This window comes from Pantoea eucrina, assembly GCF_001691555.1.
GTDB lineage: Bacteria > Pseudomonadota > Gammaproteobacteria > Enterobacterales > Enterobacteriaceae > Pantoea > Pantoea borealis.
Genome location: NZ_MAYN01000006.1, coordinates 41,341 through 57,071, shown reverse-complemented (window position 1 = coordinate 57,071; position 15,731 = coordinate 41,341). Strand labels below are relative to the sequence as shown.

Sequence of the window (15,731 nt, the reverse complement as noted above, 5' to 3'; positions counted from 1 at the left end):
GGCGCTGCGCCTGTGCAGCGCCTTTACGGAGTACCGCTTATGACTGACATTACCATTTACCACAATCCGGCCTGCGGGACGTCCCGCAATACCCTGGCACTTATCCGCAACAGCGGCACCGAGCCCACGGTGATTCTGTATCTGGAAACTCCGCCGGCGCGTGATGAGCTGAAAAAGCTTATTGCGGATATGGAGATCAGCGTGCGCGCCCTGCTGCGTAAAAATACCGAACCTTACGAGCAGCTCGGCCTGGCAGAGGACCGGTTCAGCGATAACGAACTGCTCGATGCCATGCTGGCTCATCCGATCCTCATTAATCGACCGGTTGTGGTTACGCCGCTCGGAACGAAGCTGTGTCGCCCCTCAGAAATGGTTCTGGACATACTGCCGGACCCGCAGAAGGGAGCGTTTACCAAAGAGGACGGCGAAGCCGTCATTGATGAGCACGGAAACCGCGTCAGCCACTGATGTTTCACCAGGCTGCGGGCATAGCAAATTTGAAAAAGCCGGCAGATGCCGGCTTTTTTATATGCTGCGCTGGTTTACACGCTCAGAGAGCTGCGCGGCACTCTCTTTCCTTTCGCTGTAGCGGTCGGTGAGATAACCACTGCGACCGCGCGTCAGCAGAGTGAACTTCATCAGTTCCTCCATGACGTCCACTATGCGGTCATAATACGGAGAAGGCTTCATGCGGCCGGCCTCATCAAACTCGGCCCAAGCTTTTGCCACGGATGACTGGTTCGGGATAGTGATCATCCGCATCCAGCGCCCGAGAATACGCATCTGATTTACGGCGTTGAACGACTGTGAGCCGCCGCTGACCTGCATTACCGCAAGGGTTTTCCCCTGCGAGGGCCGGACCGCCCCGGACGTCAGCGGAATCCAGTCAATCTGCGTCTTCATGATGCCGGTCATGGCACCGTGACGCTCAGGGGAGCACCAGACCATCCCTTCTGACCAGAGTACCAGCTCGCGCAGCTCTGCGACCTTCGGATGCGTCTCAGGTGCATCATCCGGCAGCGGCAGGCCAGACGGATTGAATATCTTCACCTCCGCGCCCATGGCCGTCAGCAGCCGGGCGGCCTCTTCCGTGGTGAGTCGGCTGTAAGAGCGCTCCCGCAGCGAGCCGTAGAGCATCAGTATGCGGGGCGGATGCGCCACCTCTTCGACTTTTAATTTTTCTTCCGTCAGCGGTGCATCCAGGTGCGTCGGATCGATATTGTTCAGGGCATCATTGAAGTTATTCACAATAGAGTCTCTTTATGAGTAATCGTAGCCGACAGGCTGCAGCAGCAGCCAGCGGCGCAGCACTCTTCCGTCAGAAAGGCCATCAGCTGCTCAAGCTGCGCATAGCAGGGCCTGCAGAACAGGGTACGGCTCTGCCGTTCCTGGCTTATGAGGCCAGCTGACATCAGCGCAGAAAGGTGATGACTTAGCGTGGAGGCCGGAATAGCCAGTCTTTTCTGGATGTCACCCACAGGCAGTCCTTCAGGCCCGACTTTCACCAGTTCACGGTAAATTCCCAGTCGCGTCACGTGTCCCAGTTCCCTGAGAGCAGCCGCAGCATTTTGTATGTCCACATCATCACCAAATCTACATTTCCAGAATAATGGAAATATAATTTAAAGCGGACGGAATGGTCAAGCCTCTTCCCGCCATAAAAGTGCTGCGCTCAAAAAGAAAGCCTTTTATACCCTGTTGATCCGGCTGCAGTGGCAGAGCATATAAAAAGGCCATGGCTCAGCATTTCGGTAAAATTCCAGCACTCTGACAACAGCTTTAGCCATAACCGTTTCGCTTCCTCTTGCCAGAAATTCCAGGCTCAATAATACTGTTCATATAACCAGTATAATTTAAAGGAGGATTTTTATGCGCTTTACATTTTTTTCCCTAATCCGTACACAGCAGCACGTCCGGGACGCCGCGTTATGAAAGCGGTCAGTTACGCTCAGGGCCTGACGCTGTTATGGCCGCCGATTTTTACCCCAACGGTAAAGGTGCCGCTGTACGCAGATCCCTGCTCAGCTGGCTTTCCCTCCCCTGCTCAGGATTATGTAGAGAAAGAGCTGGACCTGAATGAGCTTTGTATTCGCAGACGGGCGTCCACATTCTTCGTACGGGCCAGTGGCAACAGCATGCAGGAGCTGGGGCTTTATGACGGTGATGTTATGGTGGTCGATCGCGCGGAGCCACCCACGCACGGCGACATCGTCATTGCCGAGGTTGGCGGTGAGTTCACAGTTAAGCGCCTGCAGCTGCTCCCGAGGGTGGCACTGCTGCCCATGAACCCTGCTTACGCCGCCATCTATCCGGAAGAGCTGCAGCTGCTCGGCGTTGTCACCTGGTTCTTTAACAGTACCCGGGCCCGTCGGAGATAATTATGCCCATGTTCGGACTGGCTGACGTCAACTCTTTCTATGCCAGCTGTGAGACGCTTTTCCGCCCGGACCTGCGTGGCAGGCCGGTAGTCGTGCTCAGTAACAACGATGGCTGCGTTATTGCGCGCTCTGCTGGCGCAAAAGCTCTGGGTATAAAAATGGGTGCACCGTGGTTCCAGATAAAAACGCAGGACTATCCGGAAAAGATACACGTGTTCAGCTCAAACTATGCGCTGTAGTAAGTTAAGTGGAATGCAACATTGATCGTATAGACTTTGAACAGCAACGCTGACCTCAGAGGTAAACGCAATGACGACTCCACTAAACAACAGTGCCATTTTACTGGCGGAACGCTGGCTGAAGCTGCTGTCCGACCTGGGGCGGGCACCCGCCACCCTGACCGCCTACCGCGCAGCCCTCTGTCATTATTTTGCGTTCTGCAGCCGGAACAGGATTGAACCTGAAAAGGTCAGGTTTGATGACATGGCTGCCTACATCCGTCCTCAGTTACCCGGTATGCCTTTCCCGGCCGCAAGCGCCACGCTCCAGCTGCGCCTGTCGGCTGTCCGTCTCTGGTACGACTTCCTGATGTATCTTGACCTGTGTAAGGTAAATCCGCTGCCCCGTTCCGGCACGCCGGGCATGCTGTGTTCCGCACGGGGGCTGGTTCCCCGTATCGTAAAGCTGCCGCGTATTCCTGACGATGCACAGTGGCAGCTTTTTCAGGCTCATGCCGCGGATTCTCCGCTTCGTGACCGGCTGATGCTGGCGTTAACCTACTGCGGTGCGCTGCGACGATCGGAAGTCACCGCGCTGAGTACTGATGACCTTGACTTTGCCCACCGCCTCATCCGCGTCCGGGCTGAAACCACCAAGAACCGTCATGAACGGATCGTCTGTTACAGTCCCGCCCTGACGCCGGTGCTGGCGGCTCATCTTTTACAGATGAAGCGGTCGGGGATGGTAAAAAGAGCCCTGTTCCGCTCTGAGTCCGATCGTAATCAGGGGGCACCGCTCTCTTACTGGAGCTGGAGCAAAACGGTACGGAAATGGGCGCTTGAGTCAGGGCTGCCCGACATTTCAACCCATACTTTCCGTCACCTGCGGTTGACGCATCTGGCCCGTGCGGGCTGGAAACTGCACGAACTTGCCACCTACGCAGGTCACCGTGATCCGCGCACCACTCAGATTTATATTCACCTTTCCGGCAGGGATCTTGCCGCCCGGATGGCAGGCGCGATTGAAACGGCAGATATCAGGATGGCGAACCTCATTTTCGGCTTGGAGGAATAAGAATGTTACCCTCGCAACTACCTGAGAATGTGTGGGCTCCCTTCGACCTCTCCGCTTACAGGCTTGATGCTTTACTGACTGAGCCTGAAAAGGCCGCACTGGCCACCTCTCACAGCCGGGGCAGGCTGCTGCGGATGAAACCTGCTCCTGAGTTTATCAGGCCGCTGAAAGACATCGCAGCAGAAAGCGGATGCAGCCGCGAGGTTGCTGACCTGATAATACTGGACCTCCTGCGTGAGATGCACCTTTCGGGTATACCGTACTGGCGATGGCCGCAGGAACGCTGGCAGACATTCAGCCGGACGGACGGAAAAGGACGGCCGCTGATGGCCGCCTTTGCATGGCATTTCGCCGGACGGTATGATCCCCTCAGCCTGCCAGACATCAGAAAACCTGCCCTGTATACCTGTGCCATTTTTGGTCAGGCTATTTACTTCCGGGAGCTTCACCGCCTGACTGAAACCCTGAAATCGCTGGGCTATGCTGCGGGTAGTCAGGTCACGCATCTGTCGGGCATACTGGCCACGCTGATGGTCATGAACAGAGATCCCCGTCTTGAAACCTTTACGCCTGAACTGCTGTGGGAAGCCCAGAACAACACAGATAGCGGGACATCCCGGTACATTGGCCGGATTTCACACGGCCTTGCTGCGCTGGGCATCTTCAGCGCCCCGATGAGGATGCGTAATTATACCCGATGGTATGAAAAACCCGTAGACGGGATCGATCCGGCCTGGGTCAGGTGGTGCCGGCGCTGGCGGGAAACGTCTGTGCTGAGGCCTCGCACCCGTGAAGGCCAGTACAGCTTTATACTGCGCTGCGGCCTCTGGCTGGCAAAGGCGCATCCGGAGGTGCGTGAACCGTCAGACTGGAGCATGGAAATCTGCGCCAGCTTTATCGCTGCGGTCGGCCGAATGAACGTGGATGAGCTACAGTTGGGCACGGAAAGGGGCACCCGAAAATCGGTGCGATCCGGTGAGCCTATGATGCCGCATTCAAGGGCGCATTTTATCTACTCACTGCGCCGTTTTATGGTCGACTACGAAAACTGGGGCTGGGGTCGCCTGCGCTTCAGCCCTGCCCGTCATCTTTCCACACCGGATACCACCCTGTTTCGGCGCGACGTCAATCCCCGTGTTATCGACGATCCGGTCTGGCTCAAGCTCATCTGGGCCAGCCTCAATCTGCGTCAGGAAGACCTGCTTACTGAAATACATTATCCGCTGGCCATGCTGCAGGCGATGGCCGTCATCTGGACCCATGCGGGGCTGAGGAAAAATGAGCTGCTCCGCCTGACTACCGGTTGCATCGCGCCGCAGGCAGATGAAATAACGAAAGATGACGGCAGCGTCATCCCGGCCGGAACCCTTTGTTACCTTCATGTCCCCGCCGGAAAAACATCAAAAGCCTTTGTTAAACCCGTGGCGACAGTGGTAAAAAAATATGTCGACATCTGGCTGGCCGAACGCCCGGCAGAACAGGCCATGCTGGCTGATGAGCGGACCGGTGAGAAGGTCCGGCTGCTGTTTCAGTACCGGGGGAAGCCTGCCGGCAGCGCTATCCTCAACCGCACGGTGATACCGATGCTCTGCGCAAGAGCGGGCGTTCCTTCTGAAGACAGCGGCGGAGTGATAACCAGCCATCGGGGACGCGCCTCAGCCGTGACCGCACTGGCCAGCGTACCGCAGGGCATGTCACTGTATGAACTGATGCAGTGGGCTGGTCACTCAACGCCCCAGTCCACCATGCATTATCTCCGTATCCGCCCGACACAGCTGGCCGCCTCGTTTGTAAAAGCAGACAGAGTCGCGCACATGATCAGCGTACTGATTGATCGCGACCCTGACGCCGCCAGCCTGACCGGACCTGCAACGTATTATGATTTAGGTGATTCATACTGCACAAATCCGTTCTGGAGCAGCTGCCCGCACCGGATGGCCTGCATCGGCTGCGATTTTAACCTGCTGAAGGACAGCGCGCGCGGGCTTATTCTGGAGAGTAAAGCATCCATCCGGCGTTACCTCGAAGAGGTCCCGCTCACTCCCGATGAGAAAGCCGTACTGGAGCAGGATGCTGAAAAGGTTGAGCAGGCTCTTACAAAATTGGGCCCAAAATCCTGAGTGCTCAAATGCTTTCAATGTCCGGTCTGAGGGTGTCAGTTCAGAGTCAGTACAGACGACCGAACGTCGTATTTGATATGAATCTGATTATAGCGGGCGTTATGACGTAACTGATGGAACAGCAGATGAGAAAACAGAAGCGGTGTATGGGGTATGTGGCTGTCGTGGTCGATGACTACGATCGTGCAATTGAGTATTACACCGATAAGCTGGGCTTTACCCTGATTGAGGACACGCCGCAGCCGGGTAAGCGCTGGGTCGTGGTGACGCCGGACCCTGACAGCGACTGTGCTATTCTTCTTGCCCGCGCGTCGAACGACCGGCAGGAAGGCTTTATCGGCAACCAGTGCGGCGGACGGGTTTTTCTGTTCCTGCAGACCGATGACTTCTGGCGCGACTACAATGCTATGAAGGCAAAAGGCGTCCACTTCTGTCAGGAGCCGCGCGAGGAAGAATACGGAATGGTTGTCGTGTTTGAGGACATCTATGGCAATCGCTGGGACCTTTACCAGAACAGGCAGACCTGAAACTCTGTCACGACAGTGTCCCGGATTTAGGGGAAGCCTTACAGGCGTAAACCCTGTCGGATCAGGCCCGCAGAGAGCGCTTCTGAACAATATACTGAACTGTCTGACCTCAGTGCAGCGGTCGCTGCACTGAGGTCTCCCCTGGATAGAGGCCGTACGGTCCGGGTTAACCACACAGCGTCATGATATAAAATCCGGCCGCCGTCATGGCCAGCGAACCCAGCACGTGTATCAGCACCGAGGCGGCTGCCCAGGCATAGCTGCCTGACTGCAGCAGGGCAAAAACCTCAGCTGAGAATGTGGAGAAGGTCGTCATTCCGCCACACAGCCCGGTGGTAATGAGCAGCCGCCAGGCCGGATCGAGGCCGGGATGGCGCAGAAAATACGCCAGCGCCGCCCCGATGATAAATCCACCCAGCAGGTTGACCAGCAGCGTCCCCGGCGGCAGGTCCGGAAAAAGCGCGTTCAGGCGCGCGCCCAGCTGCCAGCGGATAACACACCCTAAAGCACCGCCGGTGATGACGGCAAAAAGCTGATTCACGTTCACTCCTTTTTTTTAATATTCAGAACATAACGGCACACGACCTGTGCGGCCGTATCCATTTCATATACAACCGGCACGCCGGTCGGGATGTGCAGCTGTGCCACGCTGTCGTGGGGCATGCCGTTCAGAAAGGCGGTCAGGGCGCGCAGCGTGTTGCCGTGCGCCACAATCAGAACGGTACTTCCGCAGCGCAGCTGTGGCACCACAACGTGGTGCCAGTATGGCATGACGCGACGCAGCGTCATTTCCAGGCTTTCCGTTGCAGGCAGGTCGGCCAGCGCAACGCGGCGGTAGCGCAGATCCCGACGCAGCTGCGCCGGAGCCTCCGCGTCTGCGGGCGGAATGCCGCTGAAGCTTTTGCGCCATAGCCGGACGGTCTCTTCCCCCATCATCCGGGCAGCGTCGTCCTTGTTCAGCCCCTGCAGCGCACCGTAGTGGCGCTCGTTCAGTCGCCAGCTCTTTTCCACGGGCGTCCAGCTTCGGTCAAGACGGTCCAGCACCCGCCAGACCGTGTGAACGCAGCGTGTCATCACCGAGGTGAAGACACGGTCGGGCATAAGGCCCGCTGCCCGCAGCGCGTCACCGGCCCGGTCGGCCTCCTGCCGCCCCCTGACCGTCAGCGGCACGTCCGTCCAGCCGGTAAAACGGTTTTCCCGGTTCCACTGGCTTTCGCCGTGCCGCAGGAGGATCAGCGTTGCAGGGGCCACAGGCATTCCTTCTTTGCCGGACGGGGACCGTCCGGCGGATGTGTTACGTGCGGCGCACAAACGCATGAAGCCCCGCGTAGTGCGCGTCCTCACCCAGCGCCTGCTCAATGCGCATCAGCTGGTTGTACTTTTCCACGCGTTCGCCGCGGCACGGCGCGCCGGTTTTCAGGTGTCCCGCGCGCAGGGCCACCGTCAGATCGGCAAGGAACGTGTCCGTGGTTTCCCCGCTGCGGTGAGACATGAACGCACCCCAGCCGTGCCGCTGGCAGAGAGCCACGGCGTCCAGCGTTTCGCTGAGCGAGCCTATCTGATTGAGCTTGATCAGCGCGGCGCTGGCGAGGTTTTCGTCAATGCCGCGCTGGATGTACTTCACGTTGGTTACAAACAGGTCGTCACCAACCAGCTCGGCCCTGCCCGCAAGCTGCTGGTGCAGATGCTTCCAGCCCGCCCAGTCGTCCTCGGCCAGGCCGTCTTCCAGCAGGATGACCGGAAACTGGTCCATCAGCTCGCCGTAGTATGCCGTCATTTCCGCCGCGCTCAGCGCGCTGCCCTCGGTGCGCAGATGATACTGACCGTCAGCGAAAAACTCACTTGAGGCAGGGTCCATGCAGATGCTGATGTCCTCTCCGGGCCTGTATCCCGCCTTCTCAATCGCCTGTACGATAAACGCCAGCGGGTCACGGTTCGACGACACGGCGGGCGCAAAACCGCCTTCGTCGCCCACTGCCGCTGAGAGTTTTTTGTCCAGCAGGATCTGGCGCAGCGCCTGGTAGACCTCGCTGCCCTGACGCACGGCCTCGCGCAGCGTGGGTGCCCCGTGTGGCGCTATCATGAACTCCTGGAAGTCCGCGCCCTGACCGCGGGCGTGCACGCCGCCGTTGATGATGTTCATGCACGGCACGGGCAGCAGATTCGCCTGCAGGCCCCCCAGGTAGCGCCACAGCGGCTCGTGCGAGGCCTGTGCCGCCAGCCGGGCCACCGCCAGCGATACGCCCAGAATGGCATTGGCACCCAGGCGACTCTTGTTCTCCGTGCCGTCCAGCATCAGCATGATGTTGTCCAGCTGCCGCTGCTCGCGCACGTCCAGGCCGCGCACGGCTTCGCAGATTTCCGTATTAACCGCCCTGACGGCATCCAGCACGCCTTTGCCGCCAAAACGTTGTGCGTCACCGTCGCGGCGCTCTGCGGCCTCGCGCGACCCGGTGCTGGCCCCGGAAGGCACCGAGGCGCGTGCCATCATCCCGTCCGGGGTCCGGGCCTCAACTTCAACGGTGGGGTTGCCGCGAGAGTCAAGAATTTCCCGGGCGGTCACGTTATCCAGTGTAAAGTGCATAGCGTTTCTCCCGGTTTAGTCATTCAGGTGAGTAATAAGCACATCCACCGTGAGGTGGTTGATGTATTCCGCCGAGCGGGACGTCAGCATTCCCATAAAGCGGTTGCGGTGCCCGGCAAGCACGAGGTCCACGCCCAGCTCATTGATGCACTTCTCCACGTCCTCAAAGCGGCGCATGGTCACCAGCTCCCGCGTGTCTACCGCCTCAGGCACGGAGGCCGCCAGCTCGCTCATAAACGCTTTGGCTTTCAGCACCTCTTCCGACACGACGTCGTCCATCAGGCTGTCGGACACGTAGTTCATTTCCCGGTAGTCGTCGCTGATGTGGGCCAGGGTGATTTTCATGCCGAGCGGCTGCGCCAGCGCGACCGCCCGTTTCAGCAGGAGGGTGCCGTCGTCTTTGTCGTTCACAAGTATCAGTGCGTGGGTGTAGCAGGTCATAATGAACTCCCGTTCTGGTTAAGGCGGGACTCAAGCCACGGCAGAAGCTGTTTTTTGCGGCTGAGCATGCCCGGTACGGAGCAGGAGGCCGCGTTAACGCTCTCCCGCCCGGCGAAGTAAAGCGTTGAAAACCCGGCGCGAATGTCGGTCAACATCAGCACCGTCAGCCCGGCACCCGACTGGTCCGCCAGATACGCCAGGGCAGCGAGCAGGTCGTCCATCACGGGGGCAACCTGTGTCGGTGAGCTGACCTCAATCTGGGCAATGCGCACGTCGGTGCCGGCAATGACGAAGGCCTTGAGGTCCCTGCCCAGCAGCTGCTGGGCGCTGAGGCCGCTGACGTCCGTTTTGGCGGTGAGGAGGTCACGGGCGAAGGCTCTGCGGTTTACGCCGGACAGCACGCCCAGTTCGGTCGCCGAACGGATATCGTCTTCGGTGGTGGTCGGCGAGCGAAGATTCACGGTGTCACTCAGGAGTGCGCCCAGCAGAAGCACGGCGAGCGTCGGGGGCAGCGTGCGGCGCGCTTCAGCGTCCATCAGCAGCCAGAGCAGCGTGGCGCTGCTGCCAACCGGGCGGATATGCACCTCCGGCGGCAGTTGCGTTATCAGCCCGCCCAGCCGGTGGTGGTCAGTGATGCCCACGACGTTGCTCCGGAGCAGGTCGTCAGGCCCCTGCGCCGGCTCGGTGAAATCGACCAGCCACACCCGTTCATCCTGCAGCGGAATAGCGAGCAGCGGCGGCAGCGTAAGACCGGCGGTGTCAAAGATAAAGCGGGTTTCCCGGTTAGCCTCGCCGAGACGCCATGCGCGGGCGTCCATGCCGCGCCCGGTCAGCCAGTGAGCGGTGACGACCGCCGTGCAGATGGCGTCGCTGTCAGGATTGATGTGGCCAAAAACGTGTATCAAGGGTCTCTCCCCGTAAAGGGAAGTACGCAGGCCGGGAGGAAAGTAAGGACGGCCTGACGCACCTCCTGAAAATCAAGAGTCACATCAGGCGTCATCAGCTCCGGAACGGAGCGGTTGGGAAAGGTGGAACGCCATCACCCTGTACTCTGAGTATAGAGCCAGACGGAAAGCCTGTCAGTATTATTCTGCTGGCACCCTCAGCCCGCCAGCGCAGCGCGTGCTTCGCGGAGCACCCGGCGGATGTTTTCCGGCACCGCCGGGCTTGTGCAAAGTGAAAGCGGACTGGGGTGAGGCATCTTCAGCACCGTGACGCCGGGGCACTGATGACTGACCGTCCCGCGGGCCTGAGCCGCTACGGCACCGGCCAGCACCACCACGCGCAGCGCGGGCAGATACGCCAGCACGTCCTCAAGCCAGGCGCAGCCGCTGCGGATGTCCGCCGCTGAGGGCCGTTTCTGCGGCCCGTCGCTGACCCAGGGCACCGTATTCCACAGCACGCTGTCCCGGCGCGCAATACCGGCTTCCGCCAGAAACCGCCCCAGGTTCTGCTGGGCCGGCCCCGGGTTATCCCGCGACACAAACCGGGGTGACGGGCTGCTGCGCGCCGGCGACTGCAGCAGGACGAGCAGTCCGGCCCCGGTCCCGCCGTCGGCCGGATCAAACCACGGCAGCTCCACGCCGTGCTGACGCAGCCCGCTGACCCAGCGATTCAGCGCGGCCACGTGCGGCGCGGTGACTGCCGCGAGGCGTTCCTCGCGTAAAAACGGGTCCAGCAGCGACGTGCAGGTTTCACTCACGGCTTCCGGTCCAGGCCTGCCAGACAGGGGGAAACAAACAGTTTCCCGCTCCATGCCCCGCGCACCGTCTTCACCGCGACCAGCAGCCACATGGCGGCCAGCATGACGACAAGAAGCGCACCGAAGCCTTTAAAGAACGCCAGGTCAACGAGGGTGGACAGCTTCAGCGTGGCGACCGTGTACACGCCCAGCGGGAAGGTAAAGCCCCACCATCCCAGATTGAACGGAATGCCTTCACGGAAGTATCGCACGGTTATCAGCGTGGCCAGCAGCATCCACCACAGGCCGCAGCCCCAGAAGAGAATGCCGGCAACGAACCCCACGCCCTGCGCGATATGACCGATTTCCGGCATGCCCGCCGCGGCAAACACCCCGGGCGCATCTCCGCCGATGACCAGCATCCCCAGCGAGCCGGTACCAATCGGCCCCAGTGCCAGCCAGCTTGAGGCCGCCATGCTTTCGTGTGGTAGCTTGTGCAGCGCCATACGCAGCAGCAGGATGGCGAGGATGCTCAGCGCCACCGGCACCGAGTACGCCCACAGCACGTAGCTGGTAATAATGATGCCGAGCTGCGCGTGGGGGTCGGCAATGTGCGGTGCCAGCAGGCCGCCACTGACTGCCGCAACCTCGGCGGCCACGACCGGCAGTAACCAGACGGCGGTCATCTGGTCAATGCTGTGCTGCTGCCGGGTAAACATCATGTAGGGAATACACACGCCACACAGCAGCGACATCGCCACGTCCAGCCACCACAGGGCGTGCGCTACGGGAATGACGTCAGCCCCCCACCGGGGGAGGCCAAACGCCAGCAGCCCGTTGATGATGGTGGCCATGCCCATCGGGATGGTGCCGAAGAACATGGACACCGTTGAATGGCCAAAGATGCGCTTTGCCTCACCGAAGTACATCACCCAGCGGGCCAGATACATCACGGCAAAGACGCTGAACAGGAAGATGTTAAACATCCAGAGTCCCTCGGCGACGAGGCGTAATCCCGGAACCGGCCAGGGGAACTGCGCCAGAGACAGAGACAGGATACCGGTCCCCATGGTCGCGGCGAACCAGTTAGGCGTGAACTGACGTATGGCCTCTTTCGGGCTGCTCAGCGCGCTCAGCGGGCGCGCTCCGTTATGCAGGGTAAATATTTTATCGTTCATGCCGTAATCTCCTGAGTAGACAGAAAGAGTATAGGCACGTCGGGTTAAATCTTTAAAACAGGTTATTCAGTTAAAATAAACCAGTAAAAGTGGTTAGACTCTCCCACTCCGGGAAGGACCGTCACACCGCCGGAGTGAGGGAAGGACTGAATCAGGCCTGCGGCGGGCTTTTAATCGTGGCCGTGACGCGGTTCTGTTTCAGGTCAACGACCGCAATGCTGAGGTCTTTATTCAGCACCCACGCGCGGGCACCGTCTTTGCTGAAAACGATGGCCTGACGGGGCGCATCCAGTCCGGTAACGGTGGAGACCACCTTACCGGCGGCGGTATCAATAACGGAGAGGCTGTTGTCGCCCAGGTTGCCGCTGTAAACATAGCGGTTATCCGGCGTCAGGGCGGCACCGTAAGGATCCTGCCCCACGGGAATGGTTGCCGTAATGGCGAGCTTCTGCGTGTCAACCACGGCGATGGTGTTGCTGCCGCTGTTAGCCGCGTACAGTGTGCGGCCGTCGGCGCTGACTGAAATGGCGCGCAGCTTGCTGAAGCCTGTTATCTCGCCGCGAATCTCGCCCGTTACGGCGTCAACCAGGGTAATTTTATCGCCCTTAAAGTTAGTGACGTAGACGGTTTTGCCGTCCGGGCTGATTTTTATGCCCTGACGGGGCTGGGCAAAACCCGTCACGACCGCAACGGGCCGGTTGTGCGTCAGGTCATACACCGAGAGCGTGCTGGCGGCCTCGTTATTCACATACAGGCGCTGACCGTCACGGCTGATAGCTGTGCCGAATGCCCCGGGCCCCAGCGGCAGCGAGGTCTCCACATCAAGCGTCCCGGTGCTGATTTTTCTGACCACGCCGAGGCTGCTGTCTGAAAGATATACGGCCTTCCCGTCGGGGGAGAAAAGCGCATTGCGGGGCGTGACGTATCCCTTCAGCACCTTTCTGACTTTCCCGGCAGCCAGGTCGTAGACCACCACCTCAGAGCGCTCACTGTAGGACGCCACCGCCGTTTTCTCATCGGGACTGACAGCAAGGGAATTGTTGTGGATATCGCCGTCAAACGTCCAGCGTTCCTCTGCGGCACCGGCGAGGGTGCTGATAAGAAGAAACGCCACCGCGGTCAGTCCCGGGATCCTGTATTTTTTTATCATCATTTTTCCTGCATTGGGGTGGGTAAGGGATAAGACTCATTGCCCGATTGAGGGCTTCAGAGTAAGCGTGGCAGATTAAATCCTGGCGGGCAAATCGATTTTCCGACTATGTCTTACCACCCTCAACCTTCCCCCCTGTCAGTAAGCATACTGAGGTAGTTCAAGGCTGAATAATTCCTGTTCAGAAAATAAACTTCAGAGGAATGGTAACTGATTTTTTTTGTTTAAATTGCATTCCACATAAATCACAGCCTGAGCCAGAGAGTAATGACCGCGCTTGAGGAGATAACGCCACGCGTCGAGCAGTACAGCATTGATGAAATGTTCCTGGATATTACCGGTATTAACGGCTGTGAGGACTTCGAAGCTTTTGGTCGTCGCCTGCGCGCGCATGTATTTACCACAACGGGTCTTACCGTCGGTGTCGGCATGGGGCCCACTAAAACGCTGGCAAAATCGGCCCAGTGGGCGAGTAAGGAGTGGAAGCAGTTTCGCGGCGTGCTGGCGCTGACGCCGGGTAATCTGAAACGTACCGAAACTCTGCTAGCTAACCAGCCCGTTGAGGAAATATGGGGTGTGGGACGGCGTATCGGTAAGCGACTCAGCCTGATGGGCATCGAAACCGCCCTGCAGCTGTCACGCGCGCGTCCAAAGTTCATTCGCGATAACTTTTCCGTGGTACTGGAACGCACCGTACGCGAGCTGAACGGTGAGTCATGTATTCCGCTGGAAGAACTGCCGCCGGCAAAACAGCAGATAGTCTGCAGTCGCAGCTTCGGGGAGCGCATTACAACAAAAACAGCCATGCAGCAGGCGCTGTGTCAGTACGCTGCACGCGCAGCGGAAAAGCTGCGAGGGGAACGTCAGTACTGCCGCAACATCGGCGTGTTTATCCGGACGTCGCCACACGCCAGCGGTGAGGTGTTTTACGGAAACAGCGCCGGAGAGAAGCTGACACTACCAACACAGGATACGCGGGACATCATTGAGTCTGCGATGCGGTCGCTCGATTGTATCTGGCTTGAGGGGCGCAGATACATGAAAGCAGGCATCATGCTTGATAACTTTACGCCGAACGGCGTAAGCCAGCTAAATCTGTTTGACGATAATCGGCCACGGGCTAAAAGCGCACAGCTGATGAAGGTACTGGACGGCATTAATCAGTCAGGACTGGGAAATGTGTGGTTTGCCGGACAGGGAATTAACACTGAGTGGAAAATGAAGCGTGAAATGCTTAGCCCTGCCTGGACCACGCGCTGGTCAGACATTCCTAAAGCACGTGTGCTCTGAGACGATTATTAATTAAGCAGTTGAAACTGTATTCCACATAAACCATAGTCTCAGCCAGCGTGTGATGACTGCTCTGGAAGAGCTGACGCCTCGTGTCGAGCAGTACAGTATTGATGAAATGTTTCTCGTTCTGACGGGAATAAACGGATGCGAAGACTTTGAGCACTTCGGCCGGCGCCTGCTCGCGCATGTGCTGGCCACAACCGGACTGACCGTCGGCGTGGGCATGGGGCCGACAAAAACCCTGGCGAAATCAGCGCAGTAGGCCAGTAAAGAGTGGAAGCAGTTCCGCGCCGTGCTCGCACTTACGCCGGGCAATCCGAAACGCACCGAAACACTGCTGGCCAATCAGCCCGTGGAGGAAGTCTGGGGCGTTGGCCAGCGCATCGGTAAAAGACTGAACGTCATGGGCATCAGCAGTGCCCTGCAGCTGGCGCGTGCGCACCCTGCCCTCATTCGCAAAGCCTTCAACGTGGTGCTGGAGAGAGCCGTACGCGAACTGAACGGCGAGTCATGCATTCCGATCGAGGAGCTACCGCCAGCCAAGCAGCAGATTTGCTGTTCAAGATCCTTTGGCGAACGCATCACCTCAAAAGTGGCCATGCAGCAGGAGCTGTGTCAGTACGCCACGCGTGCGGCTGAGAAGCTCCTATGCGAACGACAGTTTTGCAGGCGCATCAGTGTCTTTATCAGAACCTCGCCACATGCTGTTAACGAGGTGTTTTACGGCAACACGGCCGGTGAAAAGCTGACGCTGCCCACGCAGGATACGCGCGACATCATTGAAGTGGCCATGCGCAGTTTGGACCGCATCTGGCTGGAAGGCCGCCGGTACATGAAAGCCGGTATTATGCTTGATGAGTTCACGCTAGACGGCGTGAGTCAGCTTAACCTCTTTGACGACGTACAGCCGCGGGCTAACAGCGCACAGCTGATGAAGGTACTCGACGGCATCAACCAGTCCGGGCTGGGTCACGTGTGGTTTGCAGGACAGGGAACTAATACTGAATGGAGAATGAAGCGGGAAATGCTCAGCCCTTCCTGGACTACACGCTGGTCAGATATTCCTGTTGCACGTATATTGTAACC

General features: G+C 58.9%; 15 protein-coding genes, 3 pseudogenes and 1 riboswitch. Of the genes and pseudogenes, 8 read left to right on the top strand and 10 right to left on the bottom strand.

The genetic code is table 11. The annotated features are described in order from the left end of the window. Window positions 1-39 precede the first annotated feature (39 nt). Window positions 40-468, top strand: coding sequence for a glutaredoxin-dependent arsenate reductase (gene arsC, locus BBA90_RS03600; RefSeq protein ID WP_065647959.1), 429 nt, complete (start codon window positions 40-42; stop codon window positions 466-468). A gap of 57 nt (window positions 469-525) precedes the next feature. Here arsC and arsH read toward each other — a convergent pair whose 3' ends face one another. Beyond that, on the bottom strand, window positions 526-1,218 hold the full coding sequence (gene arsH, locus BBA90_RS03595; protein ID WP_162287177.1) for an arsenical resistance protein ArsH: 693 nt from the start codon (window positions 1,216-1,218) through the stop codon (window positions 526-528). Between the two features lie 26 nt (window positions 1,219-1,244). After that, window positions 1,245-1,580 carry an ArsR/SmtB family transcription factor gene (locus BBA90_RS18660; RefSeq protein WP_075050709.1) on the bottom strand — a complete coding sequence of 112 codons (336 nt, stop codon included), beginning with the start codon at window positions 1,578-1,580 and terminating at the stop codon, window positions 1,245-1,247. 348 nt (window positions 1,581-1,928) lie between these two features. Here BBA90_RS18660 and umuD point away from each other — a divergent pair, with 348 nt between their 5' ends. The 5 genes and pseudogenes from umuD (at window position 1,929) to BBA90_RS03570 (ending at window position 6,318) form a co-directional block, all read left to right on the top strand. Next, the gene (gene umuD / locus BBA90_RS03590) at window positions 1,929-2,378 is read left to right on the top strand and encodes a translesion error-prone DNA polymerase V autoproteolytic subunit (protein WP_075050708.1); all 450 of its coding nucleotides are present in this window, start codon (window positions 1,929-1,931) and stop codon (window positions 2,376-2,378) included. A gap of 8 nt (window positions 2,379-2,386) precedes the next feature. Then, window positions 2,387-2,614: pseudogene (locus BBA90_RS03585) on the top strand (DNA polymerase V subunit UmuC); the annotation flags it as partial. Between the two features lie 73 nt (window positions 2,615-2,687). Continuing rightward, a complete protein-coding gene (locus BBA90_RS03580; RefSeq protein WP_065647957.1) occupies window positions 2,688-3,671 on the top strand; it encodes a tyrosine-type recombinase/integrase in 984 nt (327 codons plus the stop codon). A 2-nt stretch (window positions 3,672-3,673) separates the two neighbouring features. Continuing rightward, window positions 3,674-5,791: a tyrosine-type recombinase/integrase gene (locus BBA90_RS03575; protein ID WP_047714191.1), complete on the top strand. Its 2,118-nt coding sequence runs from the start codon at window positions 3,674-3,676 to the stop codon at window positions 5,789-5,791. A gap of 125 nt (window positions 5,792-5,916) precedes the next feature. Next, window positions 5,917-6,318: a VOC family protein gene (locus BBA90_RS03570; protein WP_014606795.1), complete on the top strand. Its 402-nt coding sequence runs from the start codon at window positions 5,917-5,919 to the stop codon at window positions 6,316-6,318. 166 nt (window positions 6,319-6,484) lie between these two features. Here BBA90_RS03570 and crcB read toward each other — a convergent pair whose 3' ends face one another. The 8 genes from crcB to BBA90_RS03530 form a co-directional block, all read right to left on the bottom strand. Continuing rightward, window positions 6,485-6,859, bottom strand: a complete 375-nt coding sequence (gene crcB, locus BBA90_RS03565; protein ID WP_010260804.1) for a fluoride efflux transporter CrcB — start codon at window positions 6,857-6,859, stop codon at window positions 6,485-6,487. Window positions 6,860-6,861: 2 nt separating this feature from the next. Then, window positions 6,862-7,569 (bottom strand): 2,3-bisphosphoglycerate-dependent phosphoglycerate mutase, encoded by a 708-nt coding sequence (locus BBA90_RS03560; RefSeq protein WP_028722238.1) that lies wholly within the window; start codon window positions 7,567-7,569, stop codon window positions 6,862-6,864. A gap of 43 nt (window positions 7,570-7,612) precedes the next feature. Continuing rightward, on the bottom strand, window positions 7,613-8,902 hold the full coding sequence (gene eno, locus BBA90_RS03555) for a phosphopyruvate hydratase (RefSeq protein ID WP_014606792.1): 1,290 nt from the start codon (window positions 8,900-8,902) through the stop codon (window positions 7,613-7,615). Window positions 8,903-8,917: 15 nt separating this feature from the next. Further along, window positions 8,918-9,343: a universal stress protein gene (locus BBA90_RS03550; protein WP_014606791.1), complete on the bottom strand. Its 426-nt coding sequence runs from the start codon at window positions 9,341-9,343 to the stop codon at window positions 8,918-8,920. Beyond that, on the bottom strand, window positions 9,340-10,248 hold the full coding sequence (locus BBA90_RS03545) for a DHHA2 domain-containing protein (RefSeq protein WP_014606790.1): 909 nt from the start codon (window positions 10,246-10,248) through the stop codon (window positions 9,340-9,342). Before BBA90_RS03545 ends, BBA90_RS03550 begins: the two co-directional genes overlap by 4 nt. A 78-nt stretch (window positions 10,249-10,326) precedes the next feature. After that, window positions 10,327-10,396: riboswitch (Fluoride riboswitch) on the bottom strand. A 49-nt stretch (window positions 10,397-10,445) separates the two neighbouring features. Next, window positions 10,446-11,045: a uracil-DNA glycosylase family protein gene (locus tag BBA90_RS03540; protein WP_014606789.1), complete on the bottom strand. Its 600-nt coding sequence runs from the start codon at window positions 11,043-11,045 to the stop codon at window positions 10,446-10,448. After that, the gene (locus tag BBA90_RS03535; RefSeq protein ID WP_014606788.1) at window positions 11,042-12,202 is read right to left on the bottom strand and encodes a TDT family transporter; all 1,161 of its coding nucleotides are present in this window, start codon (window positions 12,200-12,202) and stop codon (window positions 11,042-11,044) included. The genes BBA90_RS03540 and BBA90_RS03535 overlap by 4 nt, the downstream gene beginning before the upstream one ends. A 151-nt stretch (window positions 12,203-12,353) precedes the next feature. Continuing rightward, on the bottom strand, window positions 12,354-13,352 hold the full coding sequence (locus BBA90_RS03530; RefSeq protein WP_014606787.1) for a YncE family protein: 999 nt from the start codon (window positions 13,350-13,352) through the stop codon (window positions 12,354-12,356). Window positions 13,353-13,601: 249 nt separating this feature from the next. On the opposite strand from BBA90_RS03530, the pseudogene umuC (BBA90_RS03525) reads away from it, so the two are divergent. Together umuC (BBA90_RS03525) and umuC (BBA90_RS03520) are read left to right on the top strand one after the other, a co-directional pair. Beyond that, window positions 13,602-14,642, top strand: a pseudogene (gene umuC / locus BBA90_RS03525) (translesion error-prone DNA polymerase V subunit UmuC); the annotation flags it as partial. 46 nt (window positions 14,643-14,688) lie between these two features. Continuing rightward, window positions 14,689-15,729, top strand: a pseudogene (gene umuC, locus BBA90_RS03520) (translesion error-prone DNA polymerase V subunit UmuC); the annotation flags it as partial. Window positions 15,730-15,731: the final 2 nt, after the last annotated feature.

Coding starts and splice junctions, on each gene's coding strand:
- arsC (WP_065647959.1), top strand. CDS start 40: ATGACTGACATTACCATTTACCACAATCCGGCCTGCGGGACGTCCCGC.
- umuD (WP_075050708.1), top strand. CDS start 1,929: ATGAAAGCGGTCAGTTACGCTCAGGGCCTGACGCTGTTATGGCCGCCG.
- BBA90_RS03580 (WP_065647957.1), top strand. CDS start 2,688: ATGACGACTCCACTAAACAACAGTGCCATTTTACTGGCGGAACGCTGG.
- BBA90_RS03575 (WP_047714191.1), top strand. CDS start 3,674: ATGTTACCCTCGCAACTACCTGAGAATGTGTGGGCTCCCTTCGACCTC.
- BBA90_RS03570 (WP_014606795.1), top strand. CDS start 5,917: ATGAGAAAACAGAAGCGGTGTATGGGGTATGTGGCTGTCGTGGTCGAT.
- eno (WP_014606792.1), bottom strand. CDS start 8,902: ATGCACTTTACACTGGATAACGTGACCGCCCGGGAAATTCTTGACTCT.
- BBA90_RS03550 (WP_014606791.1), bottom strand. CDS start 9,343: ATGACCTGCTACACCCACGCACTGATACTTGTGAACGACAAAGACGAC.
- BBA90_RS03535 (WP_014606788.1), bottom strand. CDS start 12,202: ATGAACGATAAAATATTTACCCTGCATAACGGAGCGCGCCCGCTGAGC.
- BBA90_RS03530 (WP_014606787.1), bottom strand. CDS start 13,352: ATGATAAAAAAATACAGGATCCCGGGACTGACCGCGGTGGCGTTTCTT.